This is a genomic window from Mesorhizobium sp. EU05-FHT14A09, assembly GCF_058790995.1.
This window is the reverse complement of the sequence record NZ_JBYTDF010000003.1, coordinates 405,274-422,364: the sequence shown is the minus strand read 5'-3', so window position 1 is coordinate 422,364 and position 17,091 is coordinate 405,274. Positions and strand designations below refer to the sequence as shown.

At 62.2% G+C, this 17,091-nt stretch carries 18 protein-coding genes; 11 read left to right on the top strand and 7 right to left on the bottom strand.

The features are described 5' to 3' along the window. The first annotated feature begins 167 nt into the window (after nt 1–167). A complete protein-coding gene (locus tag AC3WTO_RS13615) occupies nt 168–1,385 on the top strand; it encodes an MFS transporter (protein ID WP_492461258.1) in 1,218 nt (405 codons plus the stop codon). 80 nt (nt 1,386–1,465) lie between these two features. Here AC3WTO_RS13615 and phbB read toward each other — a convergent pair whose 3' ends face one another. Both phbB and AC3WTO_RS13605 read right to left on the bottom strand, forming a co-directional pair. After that, nucleotides 1,466–2,191: an acetoacetyl-CoA reductase gene (gene phbB, locus AC3WTO_RS13610; protein WP_492461257.1), complete on the bottom strand. Its 726-nt coding sequence runs from the start codon at nt 2,189–2,191 to the stop codon at nt 1,466–1,468. Nucleotides 2,192–2,461: 270 nt separating this feature from the next. Next, the gene (locus AC3WTO_RS13605) at nt 2,462–3,646 is read right to left on the bottom strand and encodes an acetyl-CoA C-acetyltransferase (RefSeq protein WP_492461256.1); all 1,185 of its coding nucleotides are present in this window, start codon (nt 3,644–3,646) and stop codon (nt 2,462–2,464) included. Nucleotides 3,647–3,947: 301 nt separating this feature from the next. Here AC3WTO_RS13605 and phaR point away from each other — a divergent pair, with 301 nt between their 5' ends. Then, the gene (gene phaR, locus AC3WTO_RS13600) at nt 3,948–4,559 is read left to right on the top strand and encodes a polyhydroxyalkanoate synthesis repressor PhaR (protein ID WP_492461255.1); all 612 of its coding nucleotides are present in this window, start codon (nt 3,948–3,950) and stop codon (nt 4,557–4,559) included. A 52-nt stretch (nt 4,560–4,611) separates the two neighbouring features. On the opposite strand, the gene AC3WTO_RS13595 is transcribed toward phaR, so the two are convergent. After that, nucleotides 4,612–6,132 carry a malonate--CoA ligase gene (locus AC3WTO_RS13595; RefSeq protein WP_492461254.1) on the bottom strand — a complete coding sequence of 507 codons (1,521 nt, stop codon included), beginning with the start codon at nt 6,130–6,132 and terminating at the stop codon, nt 4,612–4,614. Between the two features lie 152 nt (nt 6,133–6,284). On the opposite strand from AC3WTO_RS13595, the gene AC3WTO_RS13590 reads away from it, so the two are divergent. Beyond that, on the top strand, nt 6,285–7,352 hold the full coding sequence (locus AC3WTO_RS13590; protein ID WP_492461253.1) for a dipeptidase: 1,068 nt from the start codon (nt 6,285–6,287) through the stop codon (nt 7,350–7,352). Between the two features lie 13 nt (nt 7,353–7,365). Here AC3WTO_RS13590 and AC3WTO_RS13585 read toward each other — a convergent pair whose 3' ends face one another. Then, nucleotides 7,366–7,611: a hypothetical protein gene (locus tag AC3WTO_RS13585; RefSeq protein ID WP_492461252.1), complete on the bottom strand. Its 246-nt coding sequence runs from the start codon at nt 7,609–7,611 to the stop codon at nt 7,366–7,368. Between the two features lie 18 nt (nt 7,612–7,629). Here AC3WTO_RS13585 and AC3WTO_RS13580 point away from each other — a divergent pair, with 18 nt between their 5' ends. From AC3WTO_RS13580 to AC3WTO_RS13550, 7 genes are all read left to right on the top strand, one after another. Beyond that, the gene (locus AC3WTO_RS13580; RefSeq protein WP_492461251.1) at nt 7,630–7,920 is read left to right on the top strand and encodes a hypothetical protein; all 291 of its coding nucleotides are present in this window, start codon (nt 7,630–7,632) and stop codon (nt 7,918–7,920) included. A 25-nt stretch (nt 7,921–7,945) separates the two neighbouring features. Next, complete coding sequence (gene betI, locus AC3WTO_RS13575; RefSeq protein ID WP_492461250.1) at nt 7,946–8,638, top strand: transcriptional regulator BetI; 693 nt, start codon at nt 7,946–7,948, stop codon at nt 8,636–8,638. Nucleotides 8,639–8,721: 83 nt separating this feature from the next. Continuing rightward, nucleotides 8,722–9,792 (top strand): ABC transporter substrate-binding protein, encoded by a 1,071-nt coding sequence (locus tag AC3WTO_RS13570; RefSeq protein WP_492461543.1) that lies wholly within the window; start codon nt 8,722–8,724, stop codon nt 9,790–9,792. Next, complete coding sequence (locus tag AC3WTO_RS13565; protein WP_492461249.1) at nt 9,792–11,084, top strand: flavin monoamine oxidase family protein; 1,293 nt, start codon at nt 9,792–9,794, stop codon at nt 11,082–11,084. Before AC3WTO_RS13570 ends, AC3WTO_RS13565 begins: the two co-directional genes overlap by 1 nt. A 120-nt stretch (nt 11,085–11,204) precedes the next feature. Next, nucleotides 11,205–12,269: an extracellular solute-binding protein gene (locus AC3WTO_RS13560; RefSeq protein ID WP_492461248.1), complete on the top strand. Its 1,065-nt coding sequence runs from the start codon at nt 11,205–11,207 to the stop codon at nt 12,267–12,269. Between the two features lie 173 nt (nt 12,270–12,442). Further along, nucleotides 12,443–13,192 carry a YebC/PmpR family DNA-binding transcriptional regulator gene (locus AC3WTO_RS13555; protein WP_054313835.1) on the top strand — a complete coding sequence of 250 codons (750 nt, stop codon included), beginning with the start codon at nt 12,443–12,445 and terminating at the stop codon, nt 13,190–13,192. A 58-nt stretch (nt 13,193–13,250) separates the two neighbouring features. Then, the gene (locus AC3WTO_RS13550; protein WP_492461247.1) at nt 13,251–13,553 is read left to right on the top strand and encodes an Rdx family protein; all 303 of its coding nucleotides are present in this window, start codon (nt 13,251–13,253) and stop codon (nt 13,551–13,553) included. A gap of 75 nt (nt 13,554–13,628) precedes the next feature. Here AC3WTO_RS13550 and AC3WTO_RS13545 read toward each other — a convergent pair whose 3' ends face one another. Together AC3WTO_RS13545 and AC3WTO_RS13540 are read right to left on the bottom strand one after the other, a co-directional pair. Next, nucleotides 13,629–14,108: an anthrone oxygenase family protein gene (locus AC3WTO_RS13545; protein ID WP_326894747.1), complete on the bottom strand. Its 480-nt coding sequence runs from the start codon at nt 14,106–14,108 to the stop codon at nt 13,629–13,631. A gap of 13 nt (nt 14,109–14,121) precedes the next feature. Further along, the gene (locus AC3WTO_RS13540; protein ID WP_492461246.1) at nt 14,122–14,961 is read right to left on the bottom strand and encodes an NAD(P)H-binding protein; all 840 of its coding nucleotides are present in this window, start codon (nt 14,959–14,961) and stop codon (nt 14,122–14,124) included. A 121-nt stretch (nt 14,962–15,082) separates the two neighbouring features. Between AC3WTO_RS13540 and AC3WTO_RS13535 the strand changes: the two genes are divergently transcribed. After that, nucleotides 15,083–15,715, top strand: a complete 633-nt coding sequence (locus AC3WTO_RS13535; protein WP_492461245.1) for a TetR/AcrR family transcriptional regulator — start codon at nt 15,083–15,085, stop codon at nt 15,713–15,715. On the opposite strand, the gene AC3WTO_RS13530 is transcribed toward AC3WTO_RS13535, so the two are convergent. Next, a complete protein-coding gene (locus AC3WTO_RS13530; RefSeq protein WP_492461244.1) occupies nt 15,701–17,017 on the bottom strand; it encodes an MFS transporter in 1,317 nt (438 codons plus the stop codon). The genes AC3WTO_RS13535 and AC3WTO_RS13530 overlap by 15 nt on opposite strands. Nucleotides 17,018–17,091: the final 74 nt, after the last annotated feature.

Here is a 17,091-nt window from a genome sequence, read left to right as displayed (position 1 = left end):
ACGCCACGGACCAGCGTTAACTTTTACGTGCCGAAACGGCACAGGCACTGGCCGGAGGCGCGCCCACAAACCTCTGGGCGTCGTGCTGCCGCAAACCGGGCTGGTGGTCCATTTACAGAAGCGCAGGGCCCCCAATACGGTAGCCGCCAGCATCCGGATACAGTCCCATGGAATCTCAGAATTCGTACCGCGCCTTGATGTCGATCCCCGGCCTGTCGCCGCTCATCCTCGCCGCGACCTTGTCGCGCCTGGCCGGCCGCATGTTCGGCCTCACCCTTGTCCTGTTCGTGCTGGCGCGCTTCTCCTCCCCCGCGCTGGCCGGCTGGCTGACATTTGCAGCGATTGCACCAGGCCTGCTCATCAGCCCTATCGCCGGCGCATTGCTTGATCGTGTCGGCCCGACAACGGCAGTCAGGATCGATCTCATCGCCAGTGCCGTTTTCATCGCCGCTGTCAGCGTCGCCGGCTGGGCGGGATGGGCGAGCCCGCCTGTGCTCTTCGTCCTGGTGATCCTGTTCTCGCTGGCCGGCCCCCTGGGCGCTTCCGGTACACGGACACTGTTGCCACGGCTCGTGCCGTCGCACGCGCTCGATCGAGCCAACGCACTCGATACCGCAGTCTACGCCGTCTCCGATGTCGTGGGCCCCGCACTGGCCGGCTTGACCGTGGCCGTGTTCGGCCCCGAGACAGCGCTCTCGATCATCGCCATTGCCTATGCGGGAGCTGCGGTCTGCCTGTCCTATGTCCAGCGTCTCCCAGGCCTGGCATCGCGCCATACCTCTCTGCTACGCCAGACGGTGGAAGGCATCGAACTGGTGGCGCGGCAGCCGACCCTGAGCGGTCTCGCCATCTCCTATTCTTTCTATCAGATCACCTGGGGCGTGCTCGTCGTGGTGGTGCCGGTGTTCGTCGCCGAACGCTATGCGATGGCGGAAAGCAGTTCGGTGACCGGAGCGCTGTGGGCTGCAATGGGTGTCGCCGGCGGTCTCGGCGCACTTATGGCGGGTCATCTGCGCACCACCGGACGCGAGCGGCATGTCATGGCGATCGGCATGGTCGTCACCGCTTTGGCTGCATGGCCGGTCGCGGCAGAATTCGGACTGGGGGGACTGGCCATCGGCCTGATGATTGCCGGCGTCGTATCCGGTCCAATCGACGTTGCCCTGCTGACCTTGCGCCAGCGCCGCACCGACCCGCAGCAACTTGGTCGCGTCATGTCGATTTCCATGAGCCTGAACCTCGCCGGTTTCCCACTCGGATCCGCCATCGCGGGCATGGTCATCACACAATCGATGTCGGCTGCGTTCGTCATCGCCGGCACCGCGTCGGTTATCGCGGCTGTTGCGACGGCGGCGATCCCTCGCGATGCGACACCTGTCGCTTAGACCCACTAGCCATCACAGATGGCCCACTGAAAATGAAAACGGGCCGCAGGCGGCCCGTTCCGTCTGATAGGCGGGAGTGCTCAGGCGAAATATTGTCCGCCGTTGGCCGAGATGGTCGAGCCGGTGATGAAACCTGCTTCTTCGGAAGCGAGGAACACGACGCATCGCGCGATCTCTTCCGGCTCACCGAGGCGACCGACCGGGATCTGCGGGATGATGCGTTCGTTGAGCACTTTCTCGTCGATCGCCTTCACCATTTCGGTGGCGATGTAACCGGGGCAGATCACGTTGACGGTGATGCCCGCACGCGCGCCTTCTTGTGCAAGCGCCTTGGTGAAACCGATGTCACCGGCCTTCGAAGCCGAATAGTTGGCCTGCCCGGCCTGGCCCTTCTGCCCGTTGATGGAGGAAATGGTGATGATGCGGCCGAACTTGCGGTCGCGCATGCCACCCCACAGCGGATGCGACATGTTGAAGACGCCGGACAGATTGGTGTCGATCACCTCTTTCCACTGCTGCGGCGTCATCTTGTGGAACATTGCATCGCGCGTGATGCCGGCGTTGTTGACAAGCACGGAAACCGGCCCGAGCTCGGCCTCGACCTTGCTGACGCCGGCTGCGCAGGCCTCATAGTCAGCAACAGACCATTTATAGGTCTTGATCCCCGTTTCCGCCGTGAACTTCGCTGCTGCCTCGTCATTGCCGGCATAGTTCGCCGCGACGCTGTAACCGGCATTCTTCAGACCGATCGAGATGGCGGCACCGATACCGCGCGACCCACCGGTGACGAGTGCGACTTTACTCATGCGTTTCCCCTTTGCTGCATCTCAGGCGATTTCGACATCGCCTTCATTGAATGACCCGTATGGCGGATCTTTTGAACCTGACTCTTATGACGAGTCTTTGAACCTTGTCGTTCGAGTTGGCTGCGGAGCAATTCCAGGAAAAGTGCCTAACGGTCTTCCGTCCGGAATTGCGCAGAAACAAAGAATTAGAGCGTTTCAGCGTTTCCGTTAAAACCAGAAACGCTCCAGAGACAAAACGGGCGGCACCTTGGCCGCCCGTTTTTTGTTCGATCAGAGTGCCTCGACACACATCGCGACGCCCATGCCGCCGCCGATGCATAGGGTGGCCAGCCCCTTCTTCGCGCCGCGGCGCTTCATCTCAAAGACGAGCGTGTTGAAGATACGCGCGCCGGAAGCGCCGATCGGATGGCCGATGGCGATGGCGCCGCCATTGACGTTGACGATGTCGGGGTTCCAGCCGAGACCCTTGTTGACGGCGCAGGCCTGTGCGGCGAAGGCTTCGTTGGCCTCGACCAGATCGAGATCCGATACCTTCCAGCCGGCCTTTTCCAGCGCAAGCTTGGAAGCCGGGATCGGGCCCGTACCCATCACCGACGGGTCGACACCGGCTGTGGCCCAGGAGGCGATGCGGACGAGCGGTGTGATGCCGCGCCGCACGGCTTCGGCCTCGGTCATCAGCAGGGCACCGGCGGCGCCATCGTTGATACCGGAGGCGTTGGCGGCGGTAACCGTGCCGTCCTTGTCGAAGGCCGGCTTCAGCTTGGTCATGGCGTCCAGTGTGGCGCCATGGCGGATGTATTCATCCTGGTCGACGATGGTGTCGCCCTTCTTGCCCTTGATGGTGAAGGCGACGATCTCGTCTTTGAACCGGCCGGCCTTCTGCGCCGCCTCGGCCTTGTTCTGCGAGGCAAGGGCGAAAGCGTCCTGGTCATCGCGGGTGATCTGGAACTGCTTGGCGACGTTCTCGGCAGTGATGCCCATGTGATAGCCGTTGAAGGCATCCCAGAGGCCATCCTTGATCATAGTGTCGATCATCTTGTAGTCGCCCATCTTAACACCGGCGCGCAGATGCTGCGCATGCGCCGACAGCGACATCGATTCCTGGCCGCCGGCCACGATGACCTTGGCATCGCCGCTGGTGATCTGCTGCATGCCGATGGCGATGGCGCGCAGACCCGAGCCGCAGACCTGGTTGAGGCCCCATGCGGTCGTCTCGATCGGCAGGCCGGCATTGATCGATGCCTGCCGGGCCGGGTTCTGGCCCTGGGCCGCGGTCAGCACCTGGCCAAGGATAACCTCGTCGACTTCCGCTGCTTCGACGCCCGCACGCGACAACAACTCGCGGATCACCACCGCGCCGAGCTCATGCGCGGGCGTTGCCGCGAAGGCTCCGTTGAAGGACCCGACGGCAGTGCGCGCGGCACTTGCGACGACGATGGCGTTGGATGCGGACATGTTCTTCTCCAGACCTCGAATTGAGCGGTTTGCAACCGTTGGTTTGACTTTTCTTGCCGGTTCCAGGCTGCGAGTCAAACTGGAAATCTGTCCCGTTTCGCCATCCTTGCCGTGGCGTAAGTCGTGCCGCGCAGCATATTGCGCCATGCTGCGCAGCATATTGCAGCGCCGAAAAGACGGCGTCTGCTTCCGCACTGCACAAACCGCTTGGAATTGTGACGGTTTTGCGCATATCCTCGACACAGGGAGTAATCGTTACCGGCCGCTTACCAGCATGCCGGTATCCGCGGGAGGATGCTGAATGGCGGCGAAAGACGAACCGGTGGTGATCAAGAAATACGCCAACCGCCGGCTCTACAACACGGGCACCAGTACCTATGTGACCCTCGAAGACCTCGCCGAAATGGTCAAGAAAGGTGAGGAGTTCACCGTCCAGGATGCCAAGACCGGCGACGACATCACGCACCCCGTGCTGACCCAGATCATCTTCGAACTGGAAAACAAGGACGGGCAGAACATGTTGCCCATCCCCTTCCTGCGCCAGCTGATCGCCTTCTATGGCGACCAGATGCAGATGATCGTGCCGAGCTTCCTCGAGCAGTCGATGCTCGCCTTCTCCAAGGAGCAGGAGCGTTTCCGCGATCAGATGAAGTCGGCGCTCGGCAAGACGCCGATGGACATGATGAAGCTGCCGACGCCGATGAAGGCGCTGGAAGAACAGACCCGGCGCAACATGGAAATGTTCCAGAACGCCATGCGCATGTTCACGCCATTCCCGGGTGCTGCGGCAGGCGGCGCGGCGAACGCCGCTCCCGAACCTGCCAAGGCAGAGCCCGCGGAAAAGTCTGACGACCTTCAGGAACTGAAGGATCAGATCGCCGCCATGCAACGCAAGCTCGACAAGCTGTCGTAAAACGATACGCGTCTTTCCCTTTCTCCTCCTGGGGAGGGGGAACGTTGCGTATCTACCCCTTCGCAGTGAACGTCTCGGCGAACTGCTGGCGCAGGAGGTTCTTCTGCACCTTGCCCATGGTGTTGCGCGGCAGTTCATCGATCACGAAGAGACGACGCGGCTGCTTGAAACGCGCAAGCTTCGGCGCCAATCCCGCAAGCAGGCTGGTCTCGTCCAGCACCGCCCCCTTGCGCGCAGTCACGATGCCGACCACGCCTTCGCCGAGATCGGGATGCGCCACGCCGATCACCGCCGATTCCTCGACGCCGGGCATCTCGTCGAGCAGAAGCTCTATCTCTTTCGGGTAGATGTTGTAGCCACCTGCGATGATCAGGTCCTTGGCACGGCCGACGATGGTCACGTAGCCCTCTTCATCCTGCGTGGCGAGATCGCCGGTGATGAAGTAGCCGTCAGCGCGGAATTCCTGCGCGGTCTTCTCCGGCATGTTCCAGTAGCCTTTGAAGACGTTGCGGCCTTTCACCTCGATCACGCCGATGCCGCCGGCCGCGACAGGCTCGCCTGTATCGGGTTCGGCGATGCGCACCGAGACGCCGGGCAGTGACTGGCCAACGGTGCCGGCGCGGCGCTCGCCATCGTAGGGATTCGAGGTGTTCATGTTGGTCTCGGTCATGCCGTAGCGCTCGAGGATACGCTTGCCGGTGCGCGCCTCGAAATCCCGGTGCGTTTCGGCCAGAAGCGGCGCGCTGCCGGAAACGAACAGGCGCATGTGCTGCACCAGCTCTTGCGTCAGCCGGGGATCGGCGAGCAGCCGCGTGTAGAAGGTCGGTACGCCCATCATCGTGGTCACGCGCGGCATGTTTGCGATCAGGTCGTCGATGTCGAGGCCGGGCAGGAAGACCATTCCTCCGCCGGCAAGCAGGATGACGTTGGTGGCGACGAACAGCCCATGCGTATGGAAGATCGGCAAGGCGTGAAGCAGCACGTCCTGTTTGCTGAACTGCCAGGTCTCGACCAGCGCCGCGGCATTCGACAGCAGATTGTCGTGCGTCAGCATTGCGCCCTTCGAGCGGCCGGTCGTGCCGGACGTGTAGAGGAAGGCAGCGAGATCGTCCGGCCCTCGCTCGGCAGGTGTATAGGTTTCGGGTTGCCCGCCGGCTCGCTCGCCGAGCGTACCGGAACCGTCACCGTTGAGGGTTAGCAGTGCTGCCCCAGCTTTGTCAGCCACCGGCTGCAACGCGGATGCGCCGGCGCCGTCGCAGACCAGAAGCCTGGCACCGGCATCGCTGACGAAATAGTCGACCTCGGCAGCCGTATAGGCGGTGTTGAGCGGCAGGAACACCGCGCCCATGCGCACGGCGGCAGCATAGACCGCCAGAGCCTCCAGCGACTTTTTTGCCTGCAGCGCCACCCGGTCTCCAGGTCGCACACCCGCATCGGCCATGGCATGCGCGATGCGCGCAGACAGCCTCAGGAAGGCTGCGTAAGAAACCTCGGAGCCGTCCTTGAACGTCAGAAAAGTGTCTTCATTGGCTTCGTGCCGCCGAAACAGCGCGTCGTATAGCGTATTCGTCAAGGATGGCTCCGGCGGTTCGAAATCCAGTCTCTCTTCCAGCACGGCTTGCTTGCAGTGACAAGCACAAGCCGCCCTCTGGCATTTGCGTGCATCCGCGACGCGCCGTAAACAAGGCGCCTCGCTTTCCAACGTCGACAGCCGAAAGTCCCCAAATGACCGAGACCGACCTGATTCCCGTCTTCGACGGCCACAACGACACGCTGCTAAAGCTCTACCAGTCCGGCAAGACCGATGTCGAAAAGCTGTTCATCGAGGGGTCGCCGGCCAGTTGGCACATCGACCTGCCACGCGCCAGGAAGGGCGGGCTGGCCGGAGGCATGTTCGCGATCTTTCCGCCGCCACAGGAAGAGCGCAAGGCCAAGGACGACGGCGTGCCGGCCATGCCGTCCGACAACGAGCCGCTGCCGCCGGAACTGCCGCGCGAATTCGCACGCGAGACGACGCTTGGCATGGCTTCGATCCTGCTGAGACTGGAAAAGGTTGGGGCGCTCACTGTCTGCCGCAGCGCGGCCGATATCCGCGGCGCCATGGACAAGAACTCGATGGCGGCGGTGTTCCACATCGAAGGCGCCGAGGCGATCGACACCGACCTTGCCATGCTCGACGTGCTTCATGCCGCCGGGCTGCGCTCGCTCGGTATCGTCTGGAGCCGGCCCAACGCCTTTGGCCACGGCGTGCCGTTCCGCTTCCCATCCTCGCCCGACACCGGCGATGGCCTGACAGATGCCGGCAAGGCGCTGGTCAAGGCCTGCAACCAACTCGGGATCATGATCGATCTTTCCCATCTCAACGAGAAGGGATTCCGCGACGTCGCCAAGCTTTCCGACGCCCCGCTGGTTGCCACCCACTCCAACGTGCACGCGCTGTGCCCGCACTCGCGCAACCTGACCGACTGGCAGCTCGGCGCCATCCGCGATACGGACGGCATGGTCGGCCTCAACTACGCCACCGGCTTCCTGCGCGACGATGGCCGCATGAATTCCGACACGCCGCTGGACGTCATGGTGCGCCACGTCGACTATCTGGTGAAGGCGCTCGGCGAAGACCGCGTCGGCCTGGGTTCCGATTTCGATGGCGCCATGATCCCGGCTGCGATCGGCGACGCCGCCGGCCTGCCCAGGCTTCTCGATGCGCTGGCCAAACACGGCTATGGCCGTGGCCTGATCGAAAAGATCGCCTATCGCAACTGGGTGCGCGTGCTGGAAAAATCGATCGGGTAGCTCCTTCTCCGAGCTACTTTCTCCCAACACGCTCCAACCATGCCTTGCCGACGCCGCGATCGCGAATGATCGGCAAGGGGTCTTCCGCATCCAGCCTGGAGCAGATGCGATAGACTTCGAGCGTCTCGGCATTCATCTCGCCATGTTTGTAGAAGTACATGGCGGCGGCATAACGCGCGCGGCCCGACCACGGCTGCCCGAGCGGCGTGTTGACCAACGCCCATTGTTCCGCCGCTTCCGTCTCGTCCCGTTCACTCATCGTCGGCAGTCCACATTCATGACACGCCAGAGCTTCTGGCAGCCTGCTGCCGATCATGCCACGCTCGGATTTGGCTTGTCCATATTGAATGAATGTTCAGCAAATTCATTTGCTTTTTCACGTCGGACCGCTACGATTTTGCATCTATCGCAGGTGATCACGGTGGTCCATCCGATGGGCAGGAAGGCACAGGCGTCCGGGACGGTCGGCGATGTCGACAAGAACATCCGCGCCCCGGCGATGATGCAGAAGGTGCTTGACTCAGGCGAGCCTCGCCGCACTCATCTGCGCGGCCGGAAGCCGGTGTAGGCTGGCGCGCAGGAGACCGTTAGCGATGAAGACAATCGATCTCGAAGACGAACCTGCGCAGGCGGAACGACAAAATGTCTCGGAACGGCGTGGCCGCAAGGCCTCCAAGGAAGTGCGTCGCCAGCAGCTGATCGAAGCGACGATCGATTCCCTGGCCAAGCGTGGTTATTCCGAGACGACGATGGCGGATGTGGCGGACGGTGCGAAACTCTCACGCGGCATCGTCAATTTCCATTTCGAGAGCAAGGAGAAGCTGCTCGTCGCGACACTGCAATATATGTACGACGAATACTCGACGCATTGGCGCAACGCCTACGACAAGGCGGGCGACAACACCGCCGATCAGTTGAAGGCGCTGGTCACGGCGGATTTCGACCGCGCCGTCTGCAACAAACGCAAGCTCGCGGCATGGTGTGCCTTCTGGGGTGAGGCGAAATCGCGTCCCACCTATCAGGCGCTTTCCGGTGCCCGCGACACTGACTACCAGAACCTCCTCTTTGATCTCTGCAGCCGGCTGAAAGCCGAAGCCGGTTATCCCTTCGAGCCGCAGGCTCTTGCATTGACGCTCAGCGCGCTGCTGGAAGGACTGTGGCTGCGCCTGATGATGGGACTGGAAGACGTCAGCCGCGAAATTGCCCTGCAGGCAGCCAATGAATTCCTGCTGACGGCTTTTCCCAGGCACTACAAACGAGGGGCAAGCGGCATCCAGAGACTTTGAAATCCGGGCTGCTCGTCAAATGACGGCCCACACAACAATCAGACGGGCACCGGCCCGCGCAACCAAGGGGAACTGAAATGCAGATGAAGATCAGCCATTGGATGACCGCATTCGCGCTGGCAGGCGCGTTGATGACCCCCGCGGCCACGCATGCTGCCGGCAGCGATCTCATCGTCTTCGACTGGGCCGGCTACGAGCTGCCGGAATTCCATCCGAAGTACACCGAGAAAAATGGCGACGCTCCGACCTTCGCCTTCTTCGGTGACGAAGACGAGGCCTTTGAAAAGATGCGCTCCGGCTTCAAGGCGGACCTCGCCCATCCCTGCTCGCAAAGCGTCGTGAAATGGCGCGACGCCGGCCTGCTGCAGCCGCTCGACACCTCGAAGATCACCGCCTGGAAGGACCTCAATCCGGGCATCATGAAAATGAAGAACCTCGCCACCTCCGAGGACGGCACCGCCTGGTTCATGCCCTGGGATTGGGGCAATTCACAACTCACCTACAATTCCGAAAAGGTCGACGAGAAGGACATCCAGTCACTGAAATCCCTCGCCGATCCGAAGTTTCAGGGTCGTGTCTCCATCCCCGACAATGTCGACGACGCCTACGCGCTGGCCTCCCTGGTCATTGGGCTCAAGGACTGGACCCAGATGACCGATGAGCAGTTCAAGCAGGCATCGGATTTCCTGCGCCAGGTGCACAAGAATGTGCGCCTCTACTGGACCGACACCACAAACATCGTGCAGGCGCTGACCGGCGGCGAGATCGATCTGGCCTGGGCCTGGAACGATGCCACCGCACAGTCCGTGTTGGCTGGCTCACCCATCAAGGCCAAGCGCGACACGCAGGAAGGCATTTCGACCTGGGTCTGCGGTTACGTCCGCCTGAAGGATGCGCCGGGCAGCGCCGACCAGGCTTATGATTATCTCAACGCCATCAACGAACCGGACGTCGCCAACGTCCTGGTGAAGGACTGGGGCTACGGTCAGGCCAACACCAAGGGCATGGCTGCCGTGGATGCAAAACTGCTGCAGGACAAAGGCTATGACGACGTCGGCAAATTCGTCGACAAGACGCTGTTCCAGTCGCCCGTTCCGACGGAACTCAAGCAGAAGATGATCGCCGAGTTCGAGAAGATCAAGGCGGGGTACTGATGGTTCACGACGTCCTCGTTGTCGGCGCCGGTTTTGCCGGTCTCTCGGCAGCGCTTGCCCTGCGCGACGATGGACTGGACGTGCTGGTGCTGGAGGCACGCGAGCGCGTCGGCGGGCGCGTCGAGATGCAGACAACTGCTTCCGGCGAACACTCCGACAGCGGCGGGCAGTTCCTGTGCGAGGACATGCCGCAAGTGATGGCGTTGGCGAAACGGCACGGCAAGACCTTGGTGACGACGCCGGTCGACGGCGCCTTCACCCTGCAGCCGGAAATGTCGGAAGACGATGGCCAGGCGCTATGGGACGCCAACGTTGCAATACGCGATCGCATGAATGCGATCGATCCGGCTGACCCGGCGGTTCGCAACCTCAGCGTATGGGACTGGCTGCAACGGCAACCAGACGGCGTGCACGCCAAATCGGCCTTCTGTTCGACGGTCGAAGGCCTTTGGTGTCAGCCAACCGATGCCATCCCGGTCTGGTATCTTGTCGACAACGATCGTCGCATCACCAATGAGGTCTCGGAGCTGCAATATTTCCTGGGCGAGACGATGCATGCGCTGGCCGAGGATCTGGCCGCGGACCTTGGCGACCGCATCCGGCTTTCGGCACCGGTAGGTGAAGTCCGGCACGGTGGCGATGCCGTGACCGTGGTCACGCCCCAAGGTCTGTTGCAGGCACGGCATCTCGTCATTGCCGTCCCTCCGGCGATGGCGAACAACATCGTCTTTTCACCACCGCTGCCGGCAACCCTCGCCAAGGCGCTTGGTGCCTGGCGCAGCGGCGCCGTCGTCAAGATGCGTCTTCGTTATGCTCGAGCCTTCTGGCGCGATCGCGGCTGCAACGGCATGGTCCTGTGGCGCGACCTCCACGGGCTGTTTGCCTGTGACACCAGCCCCGACGAGGACCACCCGGCCCTGGTGGTTTTTGCCGGTGGGCCGCTGGCATTGCGCTTGCGCGAACTGGGCGTGGCAGGATTGCAGGCGGAAGTGCTGGATAGGCTGGCGGCCGCACTTGGAGACGAAGCGCGCGACACGCTCGACTTCTCGGCTCGCGACTGGAGCGGCGATCCCTGGAGCGGCGGTGGCTACAGCGATATCGTCGCCGATTTTTCCGCTCACGACGCCGAGGCAGTGCTTCGTGCCGGCTTGCCGCCTATTCACTTCGCCTGCTCGGAACTGTCGCCCTCGTTCCCAGGCTATGTCGAGGGCGCCATCATCAGTGGCCGCATCGCCGCGGAAATGGTTCTGGAAACTCTCGACCCGCCGGTAGGCGTTGATCCGCTGGCATGAAGTGGTTCTGCAGCGCACATCCGCCGGAACTGTTCCGGTAAGCGACGCCCCTCGTCAGCCGGCGAAAACTGCTCTACCGTTGATGGACGTGCCGTTTTGCGATCGGGGAGCTCTCGCGTCATGGCCTTCACTTTTCGCCGCATGATCCTGGCAACGGCCTTGGCCGCTGCCGCAACCACGGCAATTGCTGCCGGCGGTGACCTCGTCGTCTTCGACTGGTCCGGCTATGAGGATCCGCTGCTGCATGCCGACTACGCTGCCAAGCAGGGAGCGGAGCCGAGCTTTTCCTTCTTTGGCGACGAAGACGAGGCCTTCGAGAAGATGCGCGCCGGCTTCAAGGCCGATGTCGTTCATCCTTGTGCGCAGAGCGTGGTCAAATGGCGCGAGGCCGGCCTGCTCCAGCCGCTGGACACGTCGAGGATCACCGGCTGGAAGGACATCAACCCTGGCCTGATGAAGATGAAGGATCTGGTCACCACCGGCGACGGCAAGGCATGGCTGCTGCCGTTCGACTGGGGCACTTCGTCCCTGATCTATCGCACCGACAAGGTCACGCCCGAAGACGCCAGGACCCTGCGCATCTTTGCGGATCCGAAATTCACTGGCCGCGTCACCATTGGCGACAATGTCGATGACGCCTATGCGCTGGCCGCGTTGGTGATCGGCCTGAAAGATTGGACCCAGATGACGGATGCGCAGTTCAAGGAGGCTTCCGACTTCCTGCGTCAGGTGCACAAGAATGTCCGCTTCTATTGGACCGACGACACCTCGATCAACCAGGCCTTCACCGGCGGTGAGATCGACCTCGCCTGGGGTTGGGCCGAAACCTATGTCACGCTGAGAGGCCAGGGCGTGCCGCTGGAAATGAACCGCGACACCAAGGAGGGGTTATCCACCTGGGTATGCGGTTATGCGATCCTGAAGGATGCCCAGCATGTCGACGAAGCCTATGACTTCCTGAGCGCCGTCAACGCGCCGAACGTTTCCAGTCACCTGGTCTCGACCTTCGGCTATGGCCATGGCAATGCCGCCGGCATGGCGGCAATCGACAAGAAAGTGCTCAGCGAGCGCGGCTTCGACAATCTCGATGCCTTCCTCGACAAGACGCTGTTCCAGCAACCGCTGCCGACGAACCTGAAACAGCGCATGGTCGCCGAGTTCGAAAAGATCAAGGCGGGGTATTGATCACGCTTCTTTGCGCGGCCCCGGCATATCTGGACGTTTTGAGCCGATTTATTTATAAGCCCGCCATCCCGGCATCGGATCGCAACCGCTGCCCGATCAATGTGTCAGATCGTTTTTGGCGCGCTATCACGGCGCATGACGGTTCGACAGCCGCAAACGACCACAGGGGTGCCATGGCAGGCCATTCACAATTTAAGAACATCATGCATCGCAAGGGCCGCCAGGACGCGGTCCGCTCGAAGATCTTTTCCAAGCTGGCCCGCGAAATCACCGTCGCCGCCAAGCAGGGACTGCCCGATCCTGCGATGAACCCGCGCCTGCGCCTGGCGATCCAGAATGCCAAGGCCGAGTCGATGCCGAAGGACAACATCGCACGCGCCATCTCCAAGGCTTCCGGCGGCGACGCCGAGAACTACGAGGAAGTGCGCTATGAAGGCTACGGCCCCGGCGGCATCGCGCTTATCGTCGAGGCACTCACCGACAACCGCAACCGCTCCGCATCCAACGTGCGTGCCGCCTTTACCAAGGCCGGCGGTGCACTCGGCGAAACCGGCTCGGTCTCGTTCATGTGGGATCGCATCGGCGAGATCGTGTACCCGGCCAAGGTCGGCAGCGACGACAAGGTGATGGAAGCGGCGATCGAAGCCGGTGCGGACGACGTCGAAACCGACGAGGAAAGCCACACCATCTACTGCGCCTTCGAAAATCTCGGCGAAGTGTCCAAGGCCCTGGAAGGGGCACTCGGCGAAGCGGAATCGGTGAAAGCCATCTGGCGGCCCCAGAACAACATTCCGGTCGACGAGGAACGCGCCCAGTCGCTGATGAAGCTGGTGGCAACGCTCGAGGACGACGACGACGTCCAGAACGTCTACGCCAATTTCGAGGTCGACGACGCCACGCTGGCCAAGCTCAGCGCAGCCTGAATCAAAAACGCCCCGCACGCCGGGGCGTTTTCCTTTGTCGTCGCTCCACGAGGTTTTGATGACCGACGCTCCTCGTCCCCGCATCGTCATCACCTATTGCACGCAGTGCCAGTGGCTGCTGCGGGCCGGCTGGATGGCGCAGGAACTGCTGTCGACTTTCGCCACGGACCTCGGCGAAGTGGTCCTGGTGCCGGGAACGGGCGGCATCTTCACCATCACCTGCAACGAGGACCTGATCTGGGAGCGCAAGCGCGACGGCGGTTTCCCGGACGCTGCCAAATTGAAGCAGCTGGTGCGCGACGTGATCGACCCCGAGCGCGACCTCGGCCATTCGGACCGCAAGAAGCCTGGCGCCGACTGAACGCCGTGGCTGCCAAACGGCAAGACCCGCCGCCTCGACAGGAGACAGCGGGTCTTTTCGGCAAGGGTGACCGACTTACATCAACGCCGCTATGAAAGCCGCCAGCGCACCGGTGCATGCGAAGGTGCGTACATGGTTCCAGAACACCCAGCGATCGAGGTGGATGGCCCACAGCTGCGCGGCAGCCTGGCTGTCGGGGGCGGTTGCAGCCAGCGCATCGTTCATCGGAACGTTGATGACCATGGTGACGATGATGTTGCCGACGATATAGAGCGCAGCACCAATCAGCACCCAGCTTGGTCGGGCGACGCCCCAGCCGAGCAGGGCGGCCAGTACGAGGAAGAGTGCCAGCAATGCCGTGCCCATGAAGATGGACAGGAACAGCGGGTTCTGGATCACCGTGTTGATGGTGTTCATGGCCAGCACGCCCTGCGGGACCGGCACTTGTGCCAGCGACGGCATGACCGAATTGGAATAGGCGAAGAACAGGCCCGCCATGAGGCCGCTGCCAAGCGCGGCAATGAAAGTGATGGCGATTACGATCTGAGCAAACATCTTTCTCTCCCTCTCAGAGTTTCACATGCCACACGCCGGTGGCGGCAGTTTCGCGCACATAGTCGGAAAAGTCTTTGGGTCCACGGCCAAGAGCCCGCTGGACACCGTCGGTGACGTGTTCGTTTCGGCCGTCGAGCACCTGTCCGAACAGTTCGTCGAGCAGCCACACGACATCGGCCGGCGTTTCATAGGCCTCGAGTTCAGCCCTGAATGCTTCCGGCGAGACGCGGCTGAAGCGCACGTCGCGGCCAGCGGCATTGGAGATCTCGGCGACGGCTTCACGGAACGTCAGAAGCCGCGGTCCGGTAAGCTCGTACAGTTCACCGACATGGCCATCGTTCGACAGGACTTCCGCCGCCACGTCCGCAATATCGTCGACATCGACAAAGGGCTCCCCGATCTCGGCAGCGGGGATGGAAATCTGTCCCGCCAGCACGCCATCCAGGAAGGCACCTTCGGAAAAATTCTGTGCGAACCAGGCGCAACGCAGGATCGTCCAGTCGGCGCCGGTGGCCTTCACCATCTCTTCCGCGCGCTGCGCCTCCGGTTCGCCGCGGCCGGAGAGAAGCACCAGCCGGCGTACACCGCGGCTCACGGCCAGCCTGGCGAATTCCTCGACGGTTTCCGCTGCGCCGGGCACGGCAATGTCGGGATAGTAGCTGATGTAGACGGCGCCGATGCCTTCGAGGGCACCTGCCCAGCTTGCCTTGTCCGTCCAGTCGAAGGCCGGGCTTGCCGAACGCGAACCGATGCGGACCGGAATGTTCTTTGCTTCAAGCCGTTCGGCCAACCTGCGGCCGGTCTTGCCGGTGCCGCCGAGGATCAGGACAGGCCTTGATGTCATGCTGGTCATGTTTCTCTCCATGTCACAAACGTGAGCAACCCTCGCGTTTGCAAAATGTGATAAATCCTCATATTAGATTAGTCAAGCAGGAATTTTCGGACGCGAGCCGGGTGGCATTCGAGGAGAGATCATGGACAGCGTATCGACCATCGCCCAGGACACGCCGGGCCCGCGCCGCGAGCCGACGCAGAAGCGTAGCCGCGAACGGGTGGAGCGCATGCTCGCCGTCGCTTCGGCGCTGATCGCGGAAAAGGGCAGCGATGCCCTGCGTATGGGTGAAGTGGCGGAGAAGGCTGGTGTGTCGATCGGCTCGCTCTACCAGTTCTTTCCCGACAAGAGCGCCATCATCCGCGCCCTCGCCGACCGCTACCAGAAGGAAAGCGAGGCATGCATCGCCGAAGCCCTGGCCAGCGTGAAAGACGGCAAGGCCCTGGAAAAAGCCTTTTCCGAACTGGTCGATACCTACTACGGCATCTTCCTCGCCGAACCAGTGATGCGGGACATCTGGTCGGGCACGCAGGCCGACAAGGCGTTGCGCGAGCTCGAACTCGCCCACAGCCGCGCGAATGCCGGCATGCTGCTTGCCGTTCTCAAGCGCCTGCACCCGGATGAAGATCCGGCAGCTCTCGAAACCTCAGCCTTCCTGATCTGGCAACTCGGCGAAGCGACCATGCGCCTTGCGGTGTCGGTCGATCGTGCCGAGGGCGACCGTCTGGTTACCGCTTACAAGCGCATGGCGCTGAGCGAGTTAGCCCACAGCTGACGCCGCGCGTTCGTCCATTGCGGATACATGCTTGGTGTCGCGCATGGTCGAATAGACCAGCAGCGAGACGAAGATGACGGCCGCCAGATAATAATAGAACCACTGCTCGTGGCCCTGCTGTTTGAACCAGAGCGCGATTGCTGGTGCAGTGCCGCCAAAGATCGACACCGTCAATGCGTAGGGCACGCCGACGCCGGTGGCACGCACCGCAGTCGGGAACAGTTCGGCTTTGACCACCGCGTTGATCGATGTGTAGCCAGCGGTGAAGATCCAGGCACCGCAGATCAGCAGGAAGGCGACGAAGGGCGACGTCGTCGTCGACAGCATTGTCAAGATCGGCACCGTCAAAATGGTGCCGGCGACGCCGAAGAAGATCAGCAACGGCTTGCGCCCGATGCGGTCGGAGATCAGCCCATAGATCGGCTGCAGGATCGCCGCGAAGATCAGCGACCCGGCAATCACGTAGGTCGTGGTTAGATCCGAAAAGCCGACCGTCTGCTTGACGAAAGTCTGCATATAGGTGGTGAATGTGTAGAAAGCGGCCGTACCGCCGGCGGTGAGCCCAACCACGATCGCCACTTCGCGCGGGAACTTCCTCAGCCCACGCAGCGAGCCTTCGCGCTTCTGTGACGACGTCGTCGCCACGAAGGCCTCGGTCTCGTGGAGTTGCCGGCGCATCACCGCAGAGAAGATGGCCAGCAGGGCACCGATGACAAAGGGAATACGCCAGCCCCAGTCGACCAGTTGCGCGTGCGTCAGGAACACATTCTGCAAGAGCAGCAGGACCAGGATCGCGCACAGCTGCCCGCCGATCAGCGTGACGTACTGGAAGCTGGAGTAGAAGCCGCGGTGGTTGGGGTCGGCGACCTCGCTGAGATAGGTGGCGCTCGCGCCGTATTCGCCGCCGAGGCTGAGACCTTCTATGACGCGAGCCAGCGCCAGGAGCACCGGCGCGGCAAAGCCGATCGTCGCATAGGTCGGCGTAAACGCGATGATCAGCGAACCGAAACACATCATCAGCACTGAAATGGTGAGCGAAAGCCGTCGCCCATAACGGTCAGCGATATGACCGAAAAGCCATCCACCAAGCGGCCGCACGATGAAGCCGGCAGCAAACAGTGTCGCGGCGTTCAGTTGCTGGACGACGGGGTCATGCGATGGAAAGAAGGCCGGCGCGAAATAAAGCGCAAACGCCGTATAGGCGTAGAAATCGTACCATTCGACCAGATTGCCGATCGAACCGATGAAGATGGCTTTGATCCGGCGACGCGCATCATCGAAATGCAGAGCGGTATCAGTCACATGACCTCCCTGCCCCCGACGGCAGGATCGGCCAGTTCACGTTCCGAAGCAACCCGCACGTGGGGTGCAACAAA